This is a genomic window from uncultured Granulicatella sp., from assembly GCF_938030755.1.
GTDB lineage: Bacteria > Bacillota > Bacilli > Lactobacillales > Aerococcaceae > Granulicatella.
This window is the reverse complement of the sequence record NZ_CALHIF010000075.1, coordinates 13,888-30,573: the sequence shown is the minus strand read 5'-3', so window position 1 is coordinate 30,573 and position 16,686 is coordinate 13,888. Positions and strand designations below refer to the sequence as shown.

Here is a 16,686-nt window from a genome sequence, read left to right as displayed (position 1 = left end):
GCCTTCGCACGCGTTGAAGAAGCGTAGGGCAGCGATATGAAATATATCAATAAAGATAATGGTGTCATCATTGAGTCAGACAGCGTGCTGTCTGGCTCATGGGAGCCATTAGAAGAACCAAAGAAAAAAGCAACTAAAAAGAAAGAAGCAAAGGATGATGACTAATGGCTTCATTTGCTACTTTAGATGACTTACAGAAGATGTGGAGAAATCTACAGCCTACTGAAAGAGAACGAGCCGAAGCGCTTCTTGATACAGTATCAGACATGCTGCGTGAAGAGGCTTATCAATATGGAAAAGATTTAGACAATATGATTCTAGAGCGTGAAAGTTTTAGAAATGTTGTTAAGTCTGTGACAGTTGATGTCGTTTCTCGTGCTCTAATGACTTCAACGACTCAAGAACCGATGACACAATTCGCACAGAGTGCAATGGGGTACTCGGTTAGTGGCTCGTATTTAGTTCCAGGAGGCGGCATCTTTATTAAGGAGTCAGAAAAGAAACGGTTAAAACTAACAACTCAGAGATTTGGAGTGATTGAGCCTTATGGAAATTAAAGGAATTACAGTCACTCTATATCAAACTGTCAAAACTGGCAGCGATGGATTTGGAGCTGACATCCTAGAAGAGCAAGCAGTTCAAGTAGAGGATGTCCTTGTTGCTACAGCTAGTGCCGATGATGTTATTAATTCCGTGCAACTTGAAGGAAAGAAAGCAGTCTATCTGCTGGGCATCCCTAAAGGAGACACTCACGAATGGGAAGATAAGACTATTGAGTTCTTTGGCAAGAAGTTCCGTTCTTTTGGCCCTGTCCAGGAAGGGATTGAGGAGCTAGTTCCTACTCGTTGGCATAAGAAGGTGACAGTGGAAAGATATGAATGATTTCAAGTTTAAACTGAACAGTAAAGGTGTTCGAGATATGCTTCGCTCAGAAGAAGTGAAAGCAATGCTCAGAGAACGCGCTGAAGCAATCAAAGGGAGAGCTGGAGATGGATATGAAGTATCTACTTTCACAGGTAAAACTCGGGCCAATGCGAGTGTTAAAGCTACCACCGTAAAGGCAATCAAGGACACAAAAAAGAATAATACTCTATTAAAGGCGGTGAGATGATGATTCTTGAAACGATTCGCAATTTCTTAGTTACTAAACTTGACTGCAAAGTAGTCATGGAGCGTGCAGCTAAGATGCCAGAAAGATTCGTATTAATAGAACAGACTGGCAGCGGAAAGAGAAAACATCTCAAGTCTTCAACTATTGTATTTCAGAGCTACGATTCAACGATGTACAAGGCTGCACAGTTGAATGAAGCAGTTAAGGCTGCAGTTGAGATGTTAGTCGAATTAGATGATGTATCTGGTGTATCGCTTAATAGTGACTACATATACACAGATACGGAAAGTAAAAAATATAGATATCAAGCAGTATTTGATATCAAACACTATTAATCAAAGGAGAATTGTGATGGCAGAAAATAAAAACGATGCAACTAAAGTTACGGCCGTTAAGCCTAAAGTCACTGGTGCTGTGTTTGTCGCACCATTAAATACAGCATTGCCAACCGATGCTAAAACTGAACTAGATCCAGCATTCAAAAATCTAGGGTTCATTTCTGACGAAGGAATTAAAAATGAAAATACGGCATCAACTGAAGATGTTAAAGCATGGGGTGGCGTTATCGTTAACTCTACACAGAAGGATAAAACAGACAAATTCAAAATGACGTATATTGAAGGATTGAATATCAATGTTCTTAAATTTGTTTATGGAAAAAATAATGTTGAAGGCTCCCTTGAAACAGGAATTACAATTAAAGTAGGACTAGAAGAAGCTGAGCCACAAGTTATGGTTATTGATTCTGTTCTTCAAGGCGGATACTTAAAACGTGTAGTTATTCCTGTGGCTAAGTTAACTGAGATTGGAGAAATTTCATACTCAGACTCTGAAACACTCGGATATGAAAGCACAGTATCTGCATTCCCAGATTCAAACGGCTTTACTCACTATGAACATATTGAAAAGAAGGGGTAATTAAATGATTACAGGAACAACAGAAAAAGGATTCAATTACAGTATCGCTGAAGAATTACTTGAGAGTTACGATTTTTTAGAGGCACTTTCAAAGGTAGAAAAGAGCGTGTTATATCTTCCAGATTTAGTCGAGTTTGTATTTAAGGATGAAGCCAAAGCATTCTTAAACAGCATGCGCAATGAGCATGGATTAGTGACAAAAGATGATGTTGTTAACACTATGAAAACTATTTTTGAAAATAAAGAATTAAAAAAATCTTAATCCTCGCTAAAATGATAGCGACTGATGAAGACGCGCTTATCTGTGATCTTGCTGAAACATATCAAATATACGATTACAGACGGCTGCCATTAAAAATGGTGGCCGTTTTTTCTTTTGGTTTAAGAGAAGACTCAAGAATCAAAATGAAGATGAATGATATCGAAGTTCCGTTTGAGACTATGCTGCTCGCTGGAATACAAGACAAGTTAAACGTGTTGATATGGCAGCAGACTAAAGATGGCATGAACGGTCGCAACTATCCTCAATCAATGGTCGCACTGTTGACAAAATCGCAGCAAAAATCGAAAACAAGCGACTTGATTGGATTTGAATCAAGCGAGGACTTCTTAAGAGAAAGAGAGAAATTGTTAAGAAAGGAGGATGACTAATGGCAACAGAATTAGGAGCTGCTTATGTTCAAATTATCCCATCAGCTCAAGGAATTAAGGGAATGATTCAGAAAGCGATGGGTTCAGAAGTAGCAAGTTCTGGACAGGAAGCAGGAACCAGCTTCATGAGCGGCTTTAAAGGAGCAGCCTTAAAAATTGCTGCAGCACTTGGAATTGGTGCCGCTATTAAGACTGGTATCACTGCTGCATTAAGCGAGGGAGCTTCCTTGCAGCAATCGCTTGGCGGTATTGAAACGCTGTTCAAGGATAATGCAACTCAAGTCATTAAGTATGCTGATGAAGCATATAAAACGACTGGACTATCTGCAAACGCGTATATGGAAAACGTGACAGGCTTCAGTGCAAGCTTGCTGCAATCGTTGGGCGGTGATACTGCGAAGGCTGCAGAAGTGGCCAACATGGCAATGATAGATATGGCCGATAACTCAAACAAGATGGGGACTTCAATGGAGAGCATCCAGACAGCCTATCAAGGATTTGCAAAGCAAAACTATACCATGTTGGATAACTTAAAACTTGGATATGGTGGTACTAAGGAAGAAATGCAGCGCTTATTAAGAGATGCAGAAAAGCTTACTGGAACTAAATACGACATCAACAATCTGAATGATGTGTATCAAGCTATCCACGCGATTCAAGATAATCTTGATATTACTGGAACAACTGCGAAGGAAGCATCCACTACCTTCACTGGTTCATTTAATGCGATGAAGGCTGCAGCGCACAACTTACTAGGAGATTTAGCGCTTGGTGAGGATGTAGAGCCTGCTCTAATAGCATTAGCAGATACTGCAAAGACATTCTTTGTAGATAACTTCTTGCCAATGTTGTGGAACGTTGTCAAAGGTGTTCCAGACATCCTAGAATCAGCGTTTGAATTAGCTAGTGCAGCTATAGGAGAGAACTTAGGCTCAATCATGGACTCAATTCCAGAATTGCTGCAAATGGGAAGCGATATGGTCATGGGAATTTACAACAGCGCGCTAGAAGCAATACCAGGGTTGCTGAATATTGTAAGTGATATCGTTAATGGACTTGTTGAGTCGTTTATGCAGAACTGGCCATCAATCTTCCGAGCTGGGACAGATTTCGTGTTCCAACTAATCGATGGATTGGTTCAAGCTGCTCCAGGCATCTTACAAGCTGGAATTGATTTGATTTCATCGTTGCTGCAAACAATCTACAGCAACGCACCTCAATTCATCAGTTCTGGATTCGAAGTTGTTACTAATTTAATCAGTGGGATTATCCAGAGAATTCCAGGCTTAGTGGACACAGGAATCAATATGATTACTAATCTTGTGACTACAATCTGGAACAACTTACCTCAGATTTTAAATGCTGGTGTTCAAATTATATCCAGCTTGATTAAAGGATTAGTACAAATGATTCCAAAAGTACTCGGCAAGATAGGAGAAATGGGTGGTAACATTGTTTCCAGCTTGGGGAAAATCGACTTGTGGGCGGCAGGGAAAGCCATTATCGATGGATTTCTAGGCGGTATCAAAGCAGCATTCGAAGGTGTTAAGAATTTCGTTGGAGGAATCGCTAACTGGATTGCGGAGCATAAAGGACCAATCAGCTATGACAGACGATTATTAATCCCACACGGAAATGCAATCATGGACAGCTTGCAGGAAGGATTACAGCTAGGATTCAAAGATGTTAAGACTACTGTTCAAGCTATCGCAGAAGATATTAACGAAGTAGTAGACAAGTATCTGGATAATCAAGTGTTTAACGATGTTGAAATCGGCAGCAATGTTGCTGTAGCTGGTGGAATCCAGTTATCTAAACAACAAGCTGCTCGAATTGGAGCATGGAAACCAGAGCAATACAGATACGATACAGAGCCAGATAATAATCAAGTAGTAGAAATTCACACTACAGTCGAGCTTGATGGCAAAGTTGTAGGAAAACAAATTACACCTTATGTCACAGACGAGCAGACAAAACACAATAGACGAGAACAACGGAAGAGAGGTGAGCGCTAATGTTTAGCTTCAAGGTAAACGGCCAAGAGCTTGGCGATTTATTAATTATTAATAATATTGATTTTGGATTCACTCCAAGCATTAGCACCACTTCTAAGAAGTATGCTCTTGTGGATGGTGAGCGGTTCATTCGTAGACGATTCGGAAAGCGAGTGATTAAAGTAAAATTCACTCTTTTAGGTGATCGCATTGAGAAGAGCAAGATTGCTCTTCAACGTGCGCTGCTAGTGCCTGGATTGAGTCGCTTTGAGTTTGGCTATCAGCCAGACGTGTATTACGAGGGCATAGTTGCTGGAACTACTGACTATAATCTGATTACATTCAGATACTCAGAAGGTTCCTTTGAAATTCACTGTTTTAACCCTTTTGCTATCTCTAAAAATGAGAAGGCTGCAAGAAGGGAATCGAACAAGCTTATTTTCAACAACGAAGGTACGGCTCCTGTCTATCCTATTTACAAGTTTACAGCAGGAAAAGCATATAAGATGATATCTTTCACGCATCCTAATGGGAAGGTAGTGCAATACGGCTATGAGAATGGCCCAGCAGTAATTAACACTAATGATTTAGTTATGTTTGATAGTGCTGAAAACAATCTCACTATTAACGGTGAACGTAAGTACATCAATGCTGCAAGTCAAGTATTCTCTATCCAGCCTGGAATTACAGAAGTTGCCATTCTTGGTGATGACAATAAGATTCCAGTTGTAGAAGCTACGTTTAAGGAGCGATGGATATGATAACAGTAACTAACAGACGATATGAAACACTATGCCAGTTAAGCTTTGACTTAGCTGGCGGATTGATTGCTTATGATGATTGGTTTGAACAAGATCTAGATACTGGAGTTGGAACTTATGAGTTTACTGTCGATAAGGATGGCAATCCAGAACTTGAGAAAATCATTAATGGATGCTATGTATTCGTTGTAGACGGAACTCAGACACGAGGCTTCGAGATTGTATCAATCGAGCAAGATAATGATAGCAAGACATTCTATTGTGAAGACGGTGGACTGGACTTGCTTGGAGAAACAGTATGGCCACTAGATGGCACTTCTAGAACGCTCAAAGAGTACTTTGCTGCTGCTTCCTTAGATTCTGGCTGGGAAATCGGAGTGAACGATGTTCCAGATAGTAGCAAGAGAAGTATTAAGGTTGAGAACTTCGAGACTGCCGTTAAACGCATGAGAAGGATTGCTAAAGCATTTGATGTAGAGCTGAGCTTCAGCTATGAATTTGTTCATGGGAAAGTACATCGTAAACTTGTTAACTTCCATAAGCGTATTGGAGAAGATAAGAAAATCCGTCTAGAGTATGGAATTAACGTAAGCAAGATTACAAAGAAAGAAAGCATTGAACATCTTGCAACAGCGCTACGAGCTCACGGTGCAGACGGATTGACGCTGCAAGGGTTTAAATACAACGATGGGCGTTACTGGGTTGGTGGGGACACTCTTCATGACATTCTAGAAGGAAAACGCTGGAGCCGTCATGATAATGTCGAGCGTGATGGTGGATATATCGTAGATACTTACCAGAGTGAAGCCAAGACTCAAGAAGCACTCTTTAAAGAGACAATGCTACAGCTCAAGAAAAGAGCTTATCCAGAGGCTACTTATGAAGTAGATATAACTCTACTTCCTAAAGGGACATCCATTGGTGATAGTGCCTCGATTGTGGATAATGACTATCAACCAGCTATTCAGATTGAAGCTCGTATCTCTAAATTGAAAAAGCGGCTATCACAGCCTAATGTTGGGAAAGTAACCATTACTAATGTGGTTGAAAATCCAGACACAATCTCTGAGAGAGTACAACGTTTGAGTACGTTGATTAAAGAACGATTATTTGACTTCACTGAAGTGCCTTTTGTAATGAGCATTCAATCAACTGATGGTGTAGTATTCCAAAATAGTAATATAGCAACTAAATTAATTGCTAATGTAAGCAAGATGGATATTCCAATGAATAACCGCTTTTCTTACCGTTGGAAACGAGTGAGTAAGTATGGAACAAACGATGCAGTATGGAATGAACAGCATATAAAAGGTAGCAATGAATTGTCAGTTACTGTTAACGATGTTGATAGGGAAGCCTCATTTGTATGTGAAGCAATGGAAGGTAATCAAGTTGTTGCAATCAGCTCTATTGTTATCAAAGACTTTATTGTTAACAAGTTAATAGGTCCAACTCCCCCAACCAATCCCAGCCCTGGAGATTTGTGGACTGACACGAGCGTTTCAGGGAAAGATGTACCAAAGATTTACACAAATGGCAAATGGGAACCTGTATTAAAGAAAGACGACAAAGAGCTGGAACGGCTTCAAAAAGAATTTGAAGATCGTAATAGGGAACACGCTAACCAATACGCTAAGGTCATGGAGATTATCAACAAGTCTCAAGTGACAGAAGACACTTTCCGAGATTTAACTGGGCGATTCAGTAATTTGGAAGAGTCTTATAAAAGAATTCAAGAAACTGCAGAAGAGATTAAGGGACTAGGGCAGAGAACAAAAGCAGTAGAGCTGAATATGGAACAATCAAGCGTTCTATTGAATGCTATCTCAACATATTTTAATGTTGATGAAGACGGCTTGCTTATCGGAAAGAATGGAGAAAAACTTCAAACACGTTATACGAATGAACGGATGGAATTCATTGATAGTGGCCGAGTCGTGGCGTATGTCTCTGGGCAGCAAATGAACATCGTCAGCGCGACATTCTGGAACAGTGTCACGATTGCCAATCATATTTTCGAGCGATATAACAATGAATTCACTGTTATATCTTATGTAGGAGGTGCTGTAAATGGTTAGGATTGAAAAGTTCACTAATAGTGGATATGCAAAGCTTGCTATGGAAGTTACCGAGACTGATTACAGCATCGAGAACAACGACTCACCAGTTGAATATAATCTGTGGTTAGAGCGTGGCAGCGGTTGGGTATATGACTTAAATAACGAGACTTGGGCAGAAGCTACTATTAACGATCAAACAGTAATTGCTAAGTATGTCAGCTTTGATTTGCGGAACACAGACAGAGTGCTATTAGGCAGCGGAACAATTACAATCCCTCACAATGATGACGGCAGCAAGACTATCACATTCTGGGCAAGAATTCTTAATGTTGCTAACCAAGGCAATATTAACTGGTTCAGTGGAACACTTGGATTAACAAATATCCCACGCGCCAGTGCTATCGAATCAGTTTCAGCAACAGAATTAGGGCAGACAGTTACTATCAAGATTGATAAGAAGGTCAATGAGTTTAGGCATCAAGTCTGGTGGCAAGTGAATGACAGCGGATGGATTGATTTAGGAACTGGACACGATACAAGCGTTCAGCTCACAGTTCCAATAGATTATGCAGCACGTATCACTAACAGCGATACTGGACTGCTAGATGTGTGTGTACGTACATTCAGAGGCAATGACAAGATTGGAAATGATGTGTATAAGCGAGGAATTCCGATTAAAGTTCCTGCTTCTATCGTCCCAATGCTTGAGGATGTAACAATCTCTGAAAGAACGGCGAAATTAGCAGAATTCATTCCACTTGGAAATTATGTGAAGGACAAATCAGTGATGAGAGTTGAAGCAGTCAATGCAGCAGGCTCTCACGGCTCAACTATCGTATCTACAGAGTTAACAGTAGATAATTTAGTTGTGAGATCAGCAACAGGAGACTTTCCAGCCAATAAAGCTGGGAATTTAGAAGTTACTGCAAAGGTTACTGACTCACGCGGCCGAACTGCAACAAAGTCAAAGACTATCAAAGTATGGGATTATTACGTTCCTAAAATCATCGGCTTCCTAGCCAATAGAACAGGCAATGGAACCAATAAGACTATCATCGCAACTGTCGCTGCTAATGTAAGTCCATTAGTAATTGATGGAATTAATCGGAATCCATATACGCTTAAAATCCAATATTCAGCCAAGAAAGCTAATAGATGGATTGATGCAGTTAATCTCACAAATGAGAGTACAGAACGGATTAATCGTCAATTTGATTGTGGAGCGTTCTATGAGATTTCTAAGGCATATAACATTCGTCTAGTTATCCAAGATAAGCTGAGCGACCTAGTAGACTCTATTCTTTTAGTACGCTCATCTAGAGTGCTTTGGGCCTGGGGAGATAATAGAGTCGCTGTAGGTGGATTCCCTGAATTAGATGGACACTTCGAATCATTCCTTCCAGTTGCGTTTCACAGTTCTTTAAATGTTGAAGAAGGAATAATGTCACGAGGACGGCCAATCCAGGAATTTGCCTTAACGTCTAGAGAAGGCAAATCGTTAAAATACAGTGGTGATCTCAACAATTTAAGAAATGCTGGAAGTTATCACGCGACTGGTGTGCAGCACAATCCTGCAGAAACGAATAATTATGGTTACGTAAATGTAATCACTCACAGCAACGATTCGAGTTATTGTGTTCAGTTCTATGTGCCGTTTAACTCAGATCAATTCTTTATGCGTCGGTGCGATTCAAATCGTTGGAGTGATTGGATTAGAATAGTAACTACTGGCGTTGATACGGGATGGAAAACCGCTAATTTACAAAATGGATGGCAACATCGTACAGAATATGGGGAAGTGCGATATTCTAAAACAGTGGATGGTATTGTGCATTTCAAAGGAGTAGCTAGAGGAGGCAAAATATCAAAAGAGACAGTGATACTAAATCTTCCAGAGGAATATAGGCCTAAAAATCAACTTTATGTTTTTGCCATGAATGACAGTTTTGGAACTGCAGCATTAAGTATCTCAAGTGATGGTCGTGTCGTCATAAAAAATAATGTCGACGCATCTTGGTTAGGCTTTGACAATGTTAGTTTTAAGATTTAAGGAGGTAATATTATGGAATTAGAACAAATTAAAAATAGAATTACTGCATTAGAAGAGAAAGTGACTACTAAGCAGGTAGATATTAATCGTATGAATGAAGAGAAAGCACAGTATGAACAGAAAATTCAAAATCTTTCAGAAGACATTCAACGTTTAGAGCAAGACAACGCAAATAAGCGTGAAGAAATCAAAAAATATAAAACAGTAGTAGAAATTATGGAGTTGTAGTAGATGATAAATTTAGATGTAGAATTTCATGTATTAAAGATGCATTTAGAAGGATTGATGCGCAGCCCATACATTCAAATCCTGTTTTGGCTAATATGCTTTGATGTGGTGTCTGGATACATCAAAGCATTTAAATTGAAACGATTTGATAGTAAAACAAGCACTAACGGATTATTACGACATGCATTGGTTTGTGCTGTAGTTATTGTGACTGCGATGTATGCAAGAGCATTTGGGCATCGAGAAATCGGTGTAACCACATGCTTATTTTTTATATTCAGCTACGCGGTTTCGTTAGCTGAGAATTGGGAGGCATTAGGATTGCCATTCCCTGAACCACTTAAACCGTATCTTAAAACGATGCGACAACAACAAGAAAATAAATTTAAGAAAATTACAAATAAGGAAGAGGTTGAATAATTATGATGATCAATTGGAAAGTACGTATTTTAAATAAGACATTCTGGCTTACTTTAGTACCGGCTTTAGCGTTGTTATTACAAACATTTCTAGCTGTATTTAATGTTCGTTTAGAGTTAGGTGAAACAATCGACAAATTGTTAGTATTTATCAACGCGTTGTTTGCAGTATTCGTTATCGTGGGTGTCGTTAATGATCCAACTACAAGCGGAGTAAGCGACAGCACACGCGCAATGACATACGAACGACCAAATAATCAATAGAAATGGATTAGGCAGGTATGCATAAGATGCACCTGCCTTTTATAAATTAAAAATCAAGAAAAGAGGGAAATATTATGGTAAAGAAAATCAATGAAACACTTATGCACGACAGCGGGAAATTATTTAATTTAGAATTTGTAGTAATTCACAATGACGCTGGAAGCATGACACCAGAACAGTACGTAGATTGGTTACGCTATCGTGATAAAGCATTAGGAATTGCACATTATTATTGCAATCGCAACACTATTGCTCGAGTAATTGATACGTTTAATATTGGTTATCACACTGGCGATTGGTGGAGTAACTGCCGTTCAATCGGCTACGAAGTATGCGAGAGCATGAAGGTAAGCGATGAAGAATTTCTTCAAAATGAAGACATGACGTTGATGCAAGCTACTGAAGACTTAATCTATTATGGCTTACCAATCAATACTAGCACTGTTAGATTACATCACGAGTTCGTGCCAACAACTTGCCCACATCGTAGTATGGAATTACACGGCGGAACGACAGAAAGTGTTAAAAATTATTTCGTTTCACGCATGCAATACTTTGCGAGTCTAGGCTCAACAGTTGATGAAATGCTCGGGCAAGTTTCAAGCGAGCCTACTGTTCAAGAAAGTGTTCAATCAGAAAAGCCAACTCAAAAACGTGGTGGCGGTAAGTCAGTAGATGAAGTCGCTCAAGAAGTTCTACAAGGATTGTGGGGAAACGGTGAAGAGCGTTTCAATAACTTAACAAACGCTGGTTACGATGCGCAAGCTGTACAAGACAGAGTTAACACAATCTTAAACGGCGAAACACCTAGCAATAGCAATAGTGCTAATTCTGACCTTGACAGCGTGGCGCAAGAGGTATTACAAGGCTTATGGGGCAACGGTCAAGAACGTTATGACAGACTAACAAATGCAGGATATAATGCACAAGAGGTGCAAGATAGAGTCAACAGCCTTCTAAGTGGCGAGTACAATCAAAACAATTATACTAATCTCGAAAGCGTGGCTCAAGAGGTCATTCAAGGACTATGGGGTAACGGCCAAGAGCGTTTCGATAACTTAACAAACGCTGGTTACGATGCACAAGCAGTTCAAAATCGCGTAAATGAATTGCTTTCATAAAGCATTTAAGCCTACCTTTCGGGGTAGGCTTATTTTTTTGTTCCGTATTTGTTCCGTGAAATCGGAAATACTATGAAAAGCAAAGAAATTAAAACGTTGATTTTATAGGGTTTTGCAACGTTATGCAACGCTAGGAAACGTTAAAAATGGAGCCGAGGGGAGTCGAACCCCTGTCCAAGTATATCGACACAATCAAATCTACATTCATAGTTTATCTATTTAAAATTAGCTACTGATTAGCTGATAAACAAGCGTCATCTTCAGCTAGTCTGATAATCTCTTATTCACTTAGACAGACGGAAAAGTGAATCGTATCCCACTGGTTATAGGACCTGGACCCGAGCACATGGGCGATGCCGGACAGATCTTAGCAAGCAGTTATTAAGCTGCGAAAGCTAAAGTGTTTGTTTGTTGTTTGTCAGTTATATTTAACTGTAACGTTTTTACGTAGACGTAACCTACGGAATGCATTGAAAGCTCAACCTATACCTGTCGAATCCGTAACGACCCCATATAAAAGTAAAAACCTAGGGAATTCCCTAGGTTCCTATTGTAACAAAGTTTTAATTGACATGCAATTCTTTATTGATCACGCATTTTTATTGGAATGAAACTAAAGTCATCATCTTTTGCTTCTTTACGCAGAGCAAAGTGATTCGTTTGGTTTAAAGCTTTCAAATTGAATTTTCCTTCTGAATATTCAACAATGTTCAATGAAGCATTTCCAATAAGTTCTGATAATTGAAAGTCTGGAATTAATTCATGTAGCATATTTCGAATAGTCATGCCATGGCTGACAATCAGTACATTATGATTCGTATCTCTGTGTTGATTTACTACTTTTAGTAAACCTTTTTCAACACGTAACCAAAACTCCATAAAGTTTTCACCAAGGTGATCAGGGTCTAGCTCTTTCAACCCATTAAGTTCTTCTTGAATATTTCTTCCGCCCAAGTCATCAAAGTTTCTTTGAAGTTTTTTATACAACTCGCTCCATAAGTCATTCGCAGATTTCCCTTCTAAGCTTCCAAAGAAAACTTCACGAAATTCTGGCATCATTTCAATCGTGAGATTATCACGATTAGGATGGTTTTTAAGAAATAGTTGTGCAGTTTCAACGGTTCTACGCAAGTCACTAGTATAGACGGCGTCAAAATGAACATCTCGCATTCCTAAACCAGAACGAATAGCATCAAGGCGACCTTCTTTAGTTAGAGGAGTATCAGACCATCCTTGCATTAAATTGTAGCGGTTAAAGACGGTTTCTCCATGTCGCATAAAATATAAAGTTACCCCTTTTTTCGTCATAAAAAGACCTCCGTTCTTGTTCTTTATTCTATTGTAAACTGATTTTTAAAAAATTGCTAATTTAAAATGAAGAGTTTCCAAGAAAAAATCCGATTCCCACACAACAGAGACCTCCGATTAGACTTACAATCATATAAAAAATCGCAAGGGGAGTATTCCCATTTTGGATTAGCTGGAGGGATTCTATACTGAATGTTGAAAAAGTAGTAAAGCCACCACAGACTCCAGTAATTAAAAGCCACTGATCTCCTTCGAACCAATGTGCCTGTTGGAATTTAGCACTTAAATATCCGATGGCAAGCGAACCAAGTAAATTAATTAGTAGTGTTTTTAATGGAAAATAATGTTGGAAAGGAAGTTGAGAAAGTAAATAACGGAGAATTGCTCCAATCGCTCCACCAATTCCGACAAAAAGTATTGACATAGTATCCTTCTTTCTAATTTGAATACATTCATTATACCTTTTTTTGGTAAAAAATAAAAAGCTGGAGTAAATCCAGCTTTTACTTTATTTAAAGAATAAACTTCCAAGAACAATAATTCCGAGTGCAATTCGGTACCAACCAAACGCTTGGAAGTCGTGTTGTTTGATGTATTTTAATAAGAATTTAATTACGAATAGTGAAACAACAAATGAAACGATTAATCCAACTACTAGAATAATAAACTCAGCAAATGAATAGTGGAATCCAAATTTCAATAATTTTAATCCACTAGCACCAAACATGATTGGAATTCCCATGAAGAATGAAAATTCAGTAGCGATTGAACGACTTGTTCCAACAAGTAAACCACCAAGGATTGTTGATCCAGAACGGCTTGTTCCTGGTACAAGAGCTAAGCATTGGAAGAGTCCAATTTTAATAGCCGTCAAAATGTCTAAATCTTTAAAGCTTTTAATTTTCGGTTCGACATTTTTGTGTTGTCTTTCGATGTAAATGAAAGCAACCCCGTATACAATTAAAGCCAATGCGATAACGATTGGTTTATTAAAATAATCATCCATAAAGTCATCCAAAATGAATCCTAAAATAACGGCTGGGATACATCCGATAATTACTTTCTTCCAAAGATCAATAGTTTCAATGAATTCTTTACGTTTCTTATTTTTTGCAAATGGATTTAATTTGTTGAAATACACTAGTACAACCGCCATGATGGCTCCAAGTTGAATGACAACATTAAACATTTCTTGGAATTTAGCAGAAACGTCCAATTGAATAATCTCGTTTACTAAAATTAAATGACCTGTACTACTAATTGGTAGCCATTCAGTAACGCCTTCGATAATTCCTAAAATAATAGTTTTAATAATTTCTATAAGATTAAGCATTTTTCCACTCCTTTATAAAGTCTGCTAACAACGATTATACTGCTTTCTGACAAGGATTACCACAATAAACAAGAAAGTCTCTTCAAAAAAAGAAGAGACTTAAAAGTGGGTTTTATTGAGGTACGACACAAACCACTTCTGGTGCGTAGAAATCTTTTTGAAGAAGTGTGAGTTTACCACTTTGTGCGTCCCGTTTAAATAGTGTTAAGTTGTCTGATTCTTGGTGACCGACAACAACATAAGCTTCGTCATTACTTAAGTGGAAATCACGAGGAACCGATCCATAACTATCAATTGTTTGAACGAGAATGAGTAACCCGCTTGATGCATCGACTGAGAAAGTGTATAACGCGTCAAAGCCTCGGTTTGAGGCATAAACAAAACGTCCGTCGCGGGTGATATGAATAGCGCCTCCCCAAGCTTGTTGGTCTTCAGTCGTTAATGCAATCTTGTCTAAGTTTCTAAAAGTTCCATTTTCGTTATCATAAGAGAGTACTTCTACAGTTGCGTCTAATTCGCAAATCAGATAAGCAATAGGAAGCGTTGGATGAAATGCTAGGTGACGAGGCCCACTTCCAGCTTTTGTCTTATACTGTGCGATTTCCTCTAAGCCTTCTTCAGTACGTTTATATGTAAATACAGTATCGATTCCTAAGTCACATACAACAATCCATTTTTCATCTGGAGTGTAATCTGTATAGTGAACATGTGGAGCTGTTTGATTTATATTAACACTAGAACCCGAGTGAACCTTTTTATCTACGAAAATAAAAGAGTTTGCCTCTTTATCGTAGTGGTATAATTCAACGAATCCTCCGTGATAATTGGCTGTTAAAACATCTCCAGTTTTTTCGTTATAACGAATATAGCAAGGGACCGCTTGTTGATCGTCGTACCTCGCTAAAGGCACTAATGAAGAAACTTGTGCATCATTTGCTGAAATCCCGCATAGTTCTTTACCTTTACCAACAGCAAATAATAATTGGGCGGTCTTTGAATAAGAAAGATACGTTGGATTTTCGATGGTCGCTTCTAAAGTAAGAGATTCTAGTCGCTCTCTTTCTTTATTAAGGAGGACAGAGTAGACTCCTTTACTATCGCGTTTTGTATAGGTTCCTAAATAAAATTTTTCATTCATACGATTCCCTCCGAATTACAATATAAAATAATTATACAATTTTTTGCAAAATCTGATCAAATGTTAATCATAGAGGCCAAAAATATGATACACTAGAGAAAATGTGAAAAGGAGGAATTTTATGGATCATAGACCTGAAAACCAAAAGAAAACATGGTTTTGGAAATGGTTTTTAGATAATCAATTGGTGACAGGATTGCTTATTTTATTATTGCTCCTTGTTAACTTGATTTTATTCTCGCAGACATCGTATTTATTGAATCCGATTAAAGGGTTTATCTCAGCGATTGGAGTACCTGTTGCTTGCGGTGCAGTGGTTTACTATTTAGTAAAACCCGTTTATGATTTTTTAGTTAGTAAAAAAGTGCCAAAGGGTATTGCAATTTTAGCGGTAATGTTAGGGGTTATTTTTCTGTTTATCATGGCAGTAACAAGCTTAGTGCCGATTATCCAAAAGCAATTGCTCGATTTGGTATCACAATTACCGTATTACTACCAAATCATCAGTGAACAAGTTGAAAAGTTCATGCAATCTAGTTGGTTTACAGCCTTGCAGGAACAATTTAATACGATTAACATGGACTTCATCCAATCGATAACAGAACGTTTAAATGGAGTGTTAAATCTTACATTTAGCGGTATCGGAAGTGTAGTAGGGATTGTAGGAGATATCATCATTACTTTAATGACGATGCCAGTCATTCTTTATTATCTATTAAAAGATGGTAATAAAATCATTCCTTCGATTACACGATTATTCCCAACTCGTTCACGTCATAAAATTAGCGTGATGTTACATGAAATGAACCAACAAGTCAGCTCATACATTCGTGGACAAATCCTAGTAGCTATTTGCGTTGGTGTGACATATACGATTGGGTATTCAATCATTGCATTACCATATGGGGTCACAATTGGGATGATTGCCGGATTATTAACAATTATTCCTTACATTGGTTCTATTATTGGACTGGCCATTGCACTTATCATTGCCTTTGTTACAAGCCCATCTTTTGCGTTGCAAGTGTTATTGGTATTTGTAATCGAACAGTTGATTGAAAGTCGTTTACTTCAACCATTAATCCTCGGCTCTTCATTGAAGATGCATCCAGTAACGATTTTAGTAATCTTACTAGCTGCCGGAAAAATGTTTGGACTTACAGGATTGTTAATCGCAGTACCTGTTTATGCAGTACTTAAAGTATTTGTAACTCACTTCTTTGCATGGTATAAAGACTATTCTGGTTTGTATTACACTCCAGAAGAGTCGGTAAAAGAAATAGTTGAAGTCGTTATTACAGAAGAAAATTAAAAATCAAATCTCTCTTAC

At 38.4% G+C, this 16,686-nt stretch carries 21 protein-coding genes and 1 other RNA gene; 17 read left to right on the top strand and 5 right to left on the bottom strand.

Going from position 1 to position 16,686, the window contains the following annotated elements; all coding sequences use genetic code 11:
• Window positions 1-36: 36 nt before the first annotated feature.
• The 16 genes from Q0594_RS07850 (at window position 37) to Q0594_RS07775 (ending at window position 11,577) form a co-directional block, all read left to right on the top strand.
• The gene (locus Q0594_RS07850; RefSeq protein WP_298731039.1) at window positions 37-165 is read left to right on the top strand and encodes a hypothetical protein; all 129 of its coding nucleotides are present in this window, start codon (window positions 37-39) and stop codon (window positions 163-165) included.
• Window positions 165-557 carry a phage Gp19/Gp15/Gp42 family protein gene (locus Q0594_RS07845; protein WP_298731037.1) on the top strand — a complete coding sequence of 131 codons (393 nt, stop codon included), beginning with the start codon at window positions 165-167 and terminating at the stop codon, window positions 555-557. Before Q0594_RS07850 ends, Q0594_RS07845 begins: the two co-directional genes overlap by 1 nt.
• Entirely contained in the window at window positions 547-882 is a 336-nt protein-coding gene (locus tag Q0594_RS07840; protein ID WP_298731035.1) for a hypothetical protein, read from the top strand. Before Q0594_RS07845 ends, Q0594_RS07840 begins: the two co-directional genes overlap by 11 nt.
• A complete protein-coding gene (locus tag Q0594_RS07835; RefSeq protein WP_298731034.1) occupies window positions 875-1,111 on the top strand; it encodes a hypothetical protein in 237 nt (78 codons plus the stop codon). The genes Q0594_RS07840 and Q0594_RS07835 overlap by 8 nt, the downstream gene beginning before the upstream one ends.
• On the top strand, window positions 1,111-1,446 hold the full coding sequence (locus tag Q0594_RS07830) for a hypothetical protein (RefSeq protein WP_298731032.1): 336 nt from the start codon (window positions 1,111-1,113) through the stop codon (window positions 1,444-1,446). The genes Q0594_RS07835 and Q0594_RS07830 overlap by 1 nt, the downstream gene beginning before the upstream one ends.
• 16 nt (window positions 1,447-1,462) lie before the next feature.
• Window positions 1,463-2,029, top strand: a complete 567-nt coding sequence (locus tag Q0594_RS07825) for a phage tail protein (protein WP_298731030.1) — start codon at window positions 1,463-1,465, stop codon at window positions 2,027-2,029.
• A gap of 4 nt (window positions 2,030-2,033) precedes the next feature.
• On the top strand, window positions 2,034-2,291 hold the full coding sequence (locus tag Q0594_RS07820) for a hypothetical protein (protein WP_298731027.1): 258 nt from the start codon (window positions 2,034-2,036) through the stop codon (window positions 2,289-2,291).
• 11 nt (window positions 2,292-2,302) lie between these two features.
• Entirely contained in the window at window positions 2,303-2,680 is a 378-nt protein-coding gene (locus Q0594_RS07815; RefSeq protein WP_298731025.1) for a DUF5361 domain-containing protein, read from the top strand.
• Entirely contained in the window at window positions 2,680-4,695 is a 2,016-nt protein-coding gene (locus Q0594_RS07810; protein ID WP_298731021.1) for a PblA, read from the top strand. The genes Q0594_RS07815 and Q0594_RS07810 overlap by 1 nt, the downstream gene beginning before the upstream one ends.
• Complete coding sequence (locus Q0594_RS07805) at window positions 4,695-5,435, top strand: phage tail domain-containing protein (protein WP_298731019.1); 741 nt, start codon at window positions 4,695-4,697, stop codon at window positions 5,433-5,435. Before Q0594_RS07810 ends, Q0594_RS07805 begins: the two co-directional genes overlap by 1 nt.
• Window positions 5,432-7,513 carry a phage tail spike protein gene (locus Q0594_RS07800; protein WP_298731017.1) on the top strand — a complete coding sequence of 694 codons (2,082 nt, stop codon included), beginning with the start codon at window positions 5,432-5,434 and terminating at the stop codon, window positions 7,511-7,513. The genes Q0594_RS07805 and Q0594_RS07800 overlap by 4 nt, the downstream gene beginning before the upstream one ends.
• A complete protein-coding gene (locus Q0594_RS07795) occupies window positions 7,506-9,545 on the top strand; it encodes a DUF859 family phage minor structural protein (RefSeq protein ID WP_298731015.1) in 2,040 nt (679 codons plus the stop codon). The genes Q0594_RS07800 and Q0594_RS07795 overlap by 8 nt, the downstream gene beginning before the upstream one ends.
• A gap of 12 nt (window positions 9,546-9,557) precedes the next feature.
• Window positions 9,558-9,773, top strand: a complete 216-nt coding sequence (locus tag Q0594_RS07790; RefSeq protein WP_298731013.1) for a hypothetical protein — start codon at window positions 9,558-9,560, stop codon at window positions 9,771-9,773.
• A 3-nt stretch (window positions 9,774-9,776) separates the two neighbouring features.
• Window positions 9,777-10,193, top strand: coding sequence for a phage holin family protein (locus Q0594_RS07785; protein ID WP_298731011.1), 417 nt, complete (start codon window positions 9,777-9,779; stop codon window positions 10,191-10,193).
• A gap of 5 nt (window positions 10,194-10,198) precedes the next feature.
• Complete coding sequence (locus Q0594_RS07780) at window positions 10,199-10,456, top strand: phage holin (protein ID WP_298731043.1); 258 nt, start codon at window positions 10,199-10,201, stop codon at window positions 10,454-10,456.
• A 74-nt stretch (window positions 10,457-10,530) separates the two neighbouring features.
• Window positions 10,531-11,577 carry an N-acetylmuramoyl-L-alanine amidase gene (locus tag Q0594_RS07775; protein WP_298731009.1) on the top strand — a complete coding sequence of 349 codons (1,047 nt, stop codon included), beginning with the start codon at window positions 10,531-10,533 and terminating at the stop codon, window positions 11,575-11,577.
• A 144-nt stretch (window positions 11,578-11,721) separates the two neighbouring features.
• Here Q0594_RS07775 and ssrA read toward each other — a convergent pair.
• The 5 genes from ssrA to Q0594_RS07750 all read right to left on the bottom strand — a co-directional run bounded on the left by ssrA (window position 11,722) and on the right by Q0594_RS07750 (window position 15,356).
• Window positions 11,722-12,088: a transfer-messenger RNA gene (ssrA, locus tag Q0594_RS07770) on the bottom strand.
• 71 nt (window positions 12,089-12,159) lie between these two features.
• Entirely contained in the window at window positions 12,160-12,885 is a 726-nt protein-coding gene (locus Q0594_RS07765) for a histidine phosphatase family protein (protein ID WP_298731007.1), read from the bottom strand.
• 61 nt (window positions 12,886-12,946) lie between these two features.
• On the bottom strand, window positions 12,947-13,309 hold the full coding sequence (crcB, locus tag Q0594_RS07760) for a fluoride efflux transporter CrcB (protein ID WP_298731006.1): 363 nt from the start codon (window positions 13,307-13,309) through the stop codon (window positions 12,947-12,949).
• Window positions 13,310-13,393: 84 nt separating this feature from the next.
• Entirely contained in the window at window positions 13,394-14,218 is an 825-nt protein-coding gene (locus Q0594_RS07755) for an undecaprenyl-diphosphate phosphatase (RefSeq protein ID WP_298731004.1), read from the bottom strand.
• Window positions 14,219-14,330: 112 nt separating this feature from the next.
• Window positions 14,331-15,356 carry a lactonase family protein gene (locus Q0594_RS07750; protein WP_298731002.1) on the bottom strand — a complete coding sequence of 342 codons (1,026 nt, stop codon included), beginning with the start codon at window positions 15,354-15,356 and terminating at the stop codon, window positions 14,331-14,333.
• Between the two features lie 121 nt (window positions 15,357-15,477).
• On the opposite strand from Q0594_RS07750, the gene Q0594_RS07745 reads away from it, so the two are divergent.
• Window positions 15,478-16,668 carry an AI-2E family transporter gene (locus Q0594_RS07745; protein ID WP_298731000.1) on the top strand — a complete coding sequence of 397 codons (1,191 nt, stop codon included), beginning with the start codon at window positions 15,478-15,480 and terminating at the stop codon, window positions 16,666-16,668.
• The last annotated feature ends 18 nt before the right edge of the window (window positions 16,669-16,686 follow it).

Coding starts and splice junctions, on each gene's coding strand:
- Q0594_RS07750 (WP_298731002.1), bottom strand. CDS start 15,356: ATGAATGAAAAATTTTATTTAGGAACCTATACAAAACGCGATAGTAAA.
- Q0594_RS07810 (WP_298731021.1), top strand. CDS start 2,680: ATGGCAACAGAATTAGGAGCTGCTTATGTTCAAATTATCCCATCAGCT.
- Q0594_RS07825 (WP_298731030.1), top strand. CDS start 1,463: ATGGCAGAAAATAAAAACGATGCAACTAAAGTTACGGCCGTTAAGCCT.
- Q0594_RS07790 (WP_298731013.1), top strand. CDS start 9,558: ATGGAATTAGAACAAATTAAAAATAGAATTACTGCATTAGAAGAGAAA.
- Q0594_RS07765 (WP_298731007.1), bottom strand. CDS start 12,885: ATGACGAAAAAAGGGGTAACTTTATATTTTATGCGACATGGAGAAACC.
- Q0594_RS07780 (WP_298731043.1), top strand. CDS start 10,199: ATGATCAATTGGAAAGTACGTATTTTAAATAAGACATTCTGGCTTACT.
- Q0594_RS07795 (WP_298731015.1), top strand. CDS start 7,506: ATGGTTAGGATTGAAAAGTTCACTAATAGTGGATATGCAAAGCTTGCT.
- Q0594_RS07850 (WP_298731039.1), top strand. CDS start 37: ATGAAATATATCAATAAAGATAATGGTGTCATCATTGAGTCAGACAGC.
- Q0594_RS07775 (WP_298731009.1), top strand. CDS start 10,531: ATGGTAAAGAAAATCAATGAAACACTTATGCACGACAGCGGGAAATTA.
- Q0594_RS07835 (WP_298731034.1), top strand. CDS start 875: ATGAATGATTTCAAGTTTAAACTGAACAGTAAAGGTGTTCGAGATATG.
- Q0594_RS07800 (WP_298731017.1), top strand. CDS start 5,432: ATGATAACAGTAACTAACAGACGATATGAAACACTATGCCAGTTAAGC.
- Q0594_RS07830 (WP_298731032.1), top strand. CDS start 1,111: ATGATTCTTGAAACGATTCGCAATTTCTTAGTTACTAAACTTGACTGC.
- Q0594_RS07845 (WP_298731037.1), top strand. CDS start 165: ATGGCTTCATTTGCTACTTTAGATGACTTACAGAAGATGTGGAGAAAT.
- Q0594_RS07755 (WP_298731004.1), bottom strand. CDS start 14,218: ATGCTTAATCTTATAGAAATTATTAAAACTATTATTTTAGGAATTATC.
- crcB (WP_298731006.1), bottom strand. CDS start 13,309: ATGTCAATACTTTTTGTCGGAATTGGTGGAGCGATTGGAGCAATTCTC.
- Q0594_RS07805 (WP_298731019.1), top strand. CDS start 4,695: ATGTTTAGCTTCAAGGTAAACGGCCAAGAGCTTGGCGATTTATTAATT.
- Q0594_RS07840 (WP_298731035.1), top strand. CDS start 547: ATGGAAATTAAAGGAATTACAGTCACTCTATATCAAACTGTCAAAACT.
- Q0594_RS07820 (WP_298731027.1), top strand. CDS start 2,034: ATGATTACAGGAACAACAGAAAAAGGATTCAATTACAGTATCGCTGAA.
- Q0594_RS07745 (WP_298731000.1), top strand. CDS start 15,478: ATGGATCATAGACCTGAAAACCAAAAGAAAACATGGTTTTGGAAATGG.
- Q0594_RS07785 (WP_298731011.1), top strand. CDS start 9,777: ATGATAAATTTAGATGTAGAATTTCATGTATTAAAGATGCATTTAGAA.
- Q0594_RS07815 (WP_298731025.1), top strand. CDS start 2,303: ATGATAGCGACTGATGAAGACGCGCTTATCTGTGATCTTGCTGAAACA.